The following is a 3,308-nucleotide window of genomic DNA, read 5'->3' on the forward strand; positions in this document are numbered from 1 at the left end:
CCTGGCTTTGAACCAAAACCTTTTGCCTCACGATAAATTCCTCGATAACTTCCTGATGTAATCCAAATACTTAATCACGGCCCTTATCCGCTTTGATCGCGAAGTCATCACGAAGCCAATGCCTTTGTCCAGCTTTGAAACAAAACCTTTTGCCTCACGATAAATTCCTTGATAACTTCCTGATGCAAACCAAATCCTTAATCTCGGCCTTTATCCGCCTTAATCATGAAGTCATCACGAAGCCAATGCCTTTAACTATCTTACAGCCTACAGCCTACAGCCTACAGCCTACAGCTTACAGCTCACAGCTCACAGCATGCATCTGACACTGTCCTCTTCCCCACCTACCTCCACCACAGGACCTTGTCGAGTAGTGACTTTTTAGCCGGTGGAGCATCGGAGTCGTAACCGCTGCTGTAGTAACCGTACTGGCCATAACCGTACTTGCCGTAACGATCGCGGTAGTAACTGTAGTACTCCATCCCCTTGCCGCTCTTGTCGTTGAGAACCATGCCGGCGACCTTGATCTGCAGTGACTCGAGCAGTTCCTTCATCCGCTGCAAGGCCCGCACCTGGACCCGGCCGGCTTCGAGGACGACCACCGCCATGGTGGCATACACCGACAGCAGGGAAGAGTCAGTGACCGCCAATAGCGGCGGCGCATCGAGGATTATCGTATCGTAATCGACTTTGAGCTCGTCCAGAACCTCCTGCATGCGTGACGAACCGATCAGCTCGGCCGGGTTCGGCGGCGTCATCCCGGCACTGATAAAGTCGAGCTTGTTGATACCGGTCCGGTGAATCGCATCCTCCAGCTTCGAATCGTCAATCAACACTTCAGTCAGGCCGGGAGAGCGGGGCTGATCGAAGATTGTATGCAGCGATGGCCGGCGCAGGTCACAGCCGATGAGCAAGACCTTCGAGCCGGTTTTGGCCATCGTTTCCGCGAGATTGGCGGCGACGGTGGTCTTCCCCTCTCCCGGGAAAGAGCTGGTAACGAGGATGACCTTTTTTTCTTCGTCGAAGGACGAGAAATGGATGCCGGTGCGCAGGGTCCGGAAGGCCTCGGCCGCCGGCGAGCGGGGCTCGAGATGGGTAATCAGGGTCCGCTTGATCTTGTCCGGAGAAGACTCGTCGTCACCATTACCGTTCCGGGGGCTGATGAAAGGAATGACCGACAACACCGGTACATCGAGAACCTGGCGGGCACTTTCGGCATCCTTGATCGTATCGTCGAGGTATTCGAGAAAGAATGCGACGCCGATGCCGGCCATACAGCCGACGATCAGGGCGAGCAGCAGGTTCTTTTTCTTGTTCGGCTTGATCGGAGTATCCGGGACGATCGCCGGGTCGATAATATTGATACTGCTGATCGTTGCCGCCCTGGCAATCCGCGCCTCTTCATGCTTCTGCAGCAGGAAGGTGTAGATATCGGCATTGACGGTTGCCAGCCGGGTCAGGCGCACCAGCTGCTGTTCGGCTTCGGGGAGCCCCTTCAACTTCTTTTCAAACCTGGCGATCTCCTTATCGAGATCCCTGATCCGGAGCCGATAACCATCCTGCAGGGACTGATAGGTTGCCAGCATCCGTCGCTGCGCTTCGGCGATCTGGCTGTTGACCTGTTGCACCGAAGGGTGGGCCTCGGTAAAGTCGGCCAGCAGACGCATCCGTTCGACCTCCAGTCGGGCCAGCTCTTTTGCCAGTTCGGCGAGTACCGGGTCGTCGAGCAGTGAGGATGGCGCATAGGATTTGCCATCGCGGATCGCCTCCTGCAGGGCATTAATAGCGAATTCGGCCTGGCGGGAGTGCAAACGGTAGGCGTTCTTTTCCTTGTCGGCCATCGTCAACTGCCCGATCAGGGTTTCGGCTTCGGTGTCGAGCCGGATAATTCCGGACTGGCTCTTGAAGTCCTGCAGCGAGTCCTCGGCCTCGTCGAGCAGCTGGCGCACGTCATCGAGCTGCTGACTGATAAATTCAACCGACTTGCGCGCCTCTTCGGTTTTGAAAACAATGTTGCGGTCAAGGTAGACCGTCGCCAGGGTATTGACGATGTCGCTTGCCAGCCGCGGATCGGTGTTCTGATAGGAGAGCCGGATAATATTGGTCCCCTTGCCGACTTCGCTGGCATTGACTGTGCTCCGCAATGAGCGAACGGTTGCATTGAACGGTTTCAGAATCAGGGTAAAGGTGTCGCCCGCCTCCCCTTCGAGGGCATCAATCAGCAGCGACATTTCGGCGTGCTGGAAAAGCTTGGCAACCTGGCCCGGGACAGCGCTCTGCCAGGACTTGCCGCGCACGGTAAAATGTCCGGGCTTGGTCAAAGTGACCAGGTATTCCGGCTCTTCTTCCTGCGAGGTGAACTCGAGCAGGTTGAAGCGGACCGATTCAGCGGTATCCTCGACCCCCCAGTTCAATTGCAGCCGCCGGACCACCTCTTCGGTGTTGGTCCGCGACTTGAGGATTTCAACCTCGGTTTCGATCGGGTTGTCACGCGACAGGCCGAGATCGCCGAGCAGGTCGCCGCCCCCCTTGACCTTTTCGTCCTGGACATGCAGGGTCGCCGCAGCCTCGAATACCGGCCGGGTCAAGAACGTATACAGGACGACCAGGATGACGATGGCGAGAAACGTCGCCAGGGCGTACTTGCGGCGGCGAAACAGGACATTCAGGTAGTCCTGCAGATGAACTTCTTCGGTACGTGGCGGGCCCGGATGATTACGGTACTCATTCATTACAATCAATTATCCCTGAGGTATTGGATCTGAACAAACGGGCTCAGCATGGCACTTACAATCTGCAGAGAAGGCAGGACCTCTTCGATCGCTTCGTTCCAGTTTCCGACCCGACTCCGGGGCACGTATATGATATCCCCCTCTTGCAAAACAAAAGGCAAGGCGCGACCGCGCAGCATCGCCTCAAGATCAACGACCAGCAGTTCACCCCGGATGGCGCTGTGCGAACGGATCACCCGGATATATTCCACCGCTCCGCGGATATCGTTGATTCCGGCCGAGGCAAGCGCCTGCGGCAGGGTCAGCTGACCGTTCGGCATGGCAACCGGCCCCGGCTTTTTGACGGCGCCGAAGACAAAGACATTGAGGTTCTTCTCGTCCGGCACGTAAATGGTGTCACCCGGCTGCAGCCAGACATTCTGCGACTGGTCGCCGCCGTTGAGCAGGGCGAACAGATCGACCGGCATGGTCTGCTTGCCGCGAACCAGGCGGGCGCTGCTCAGGTTGGCGGTGTCGAGCAGACCGCCCCCTTCGGAGATGCCCTGCAACAGGGTCAGCGGTCGATCCATGTAGAGC

2 protein-coding genes are annotated in these 3,308 nt (G+C 57.3%); both read right to left on the bottom strand.

Annotation, left to right across the window (positions count from 1 at the left end):
• Positions 1-344 precede the first annotated feature (344 nt).
• A complete protein-coding gene (locus tag C0623_01700) occupies positions 345-2,732 on the bottom strand; it encodes a protein tyrosine kinase (protein ID PLY03344.1) in 2,388 nt (795 codons plus the stop codon).
• 5 nt (positions 2,733-2,737) lie between these two features.
• The gene (locus tag C0623_01705) at positions 2,738-3,301 is read right to left on the bottom strand and encodes a hypothetical protein (GenBank protein PLY03345.1); all 564 of its coding nucleotides are present in this window, start codon (positions 3,299-3,301) and stop codon (positions 2,738-2,740) included.
• Positions 3,302-3,308: the final 7 nt, after the last annotated feature.

Origin of the sequence: Desulfuromonas sp. (assembly GCA_002869615.1) — a bacterium.
Lineage (GTDB): Bacteria > Desulfobacterota > Desulfuromonadia > Desulfuromonadales > UBA2294 > BM707.

Excerpts from the sequence above, each read along its gene's own strand:
- C0623_01700 (PLY03344.1), bottom strand. The coding sequence starts at position 2,732 with ATGAATGAGTACCGTAATCATCCGGGCCCGCCACGTACCGAAGAAGTT.
- C0623_01705 (PLY03345.1), bottom strand. The coding sequence starts at position 3,301 with ATGGATCGACCGCTGACCCTGTTGCAGGGCATCTCCGAAGGGGGCGGT.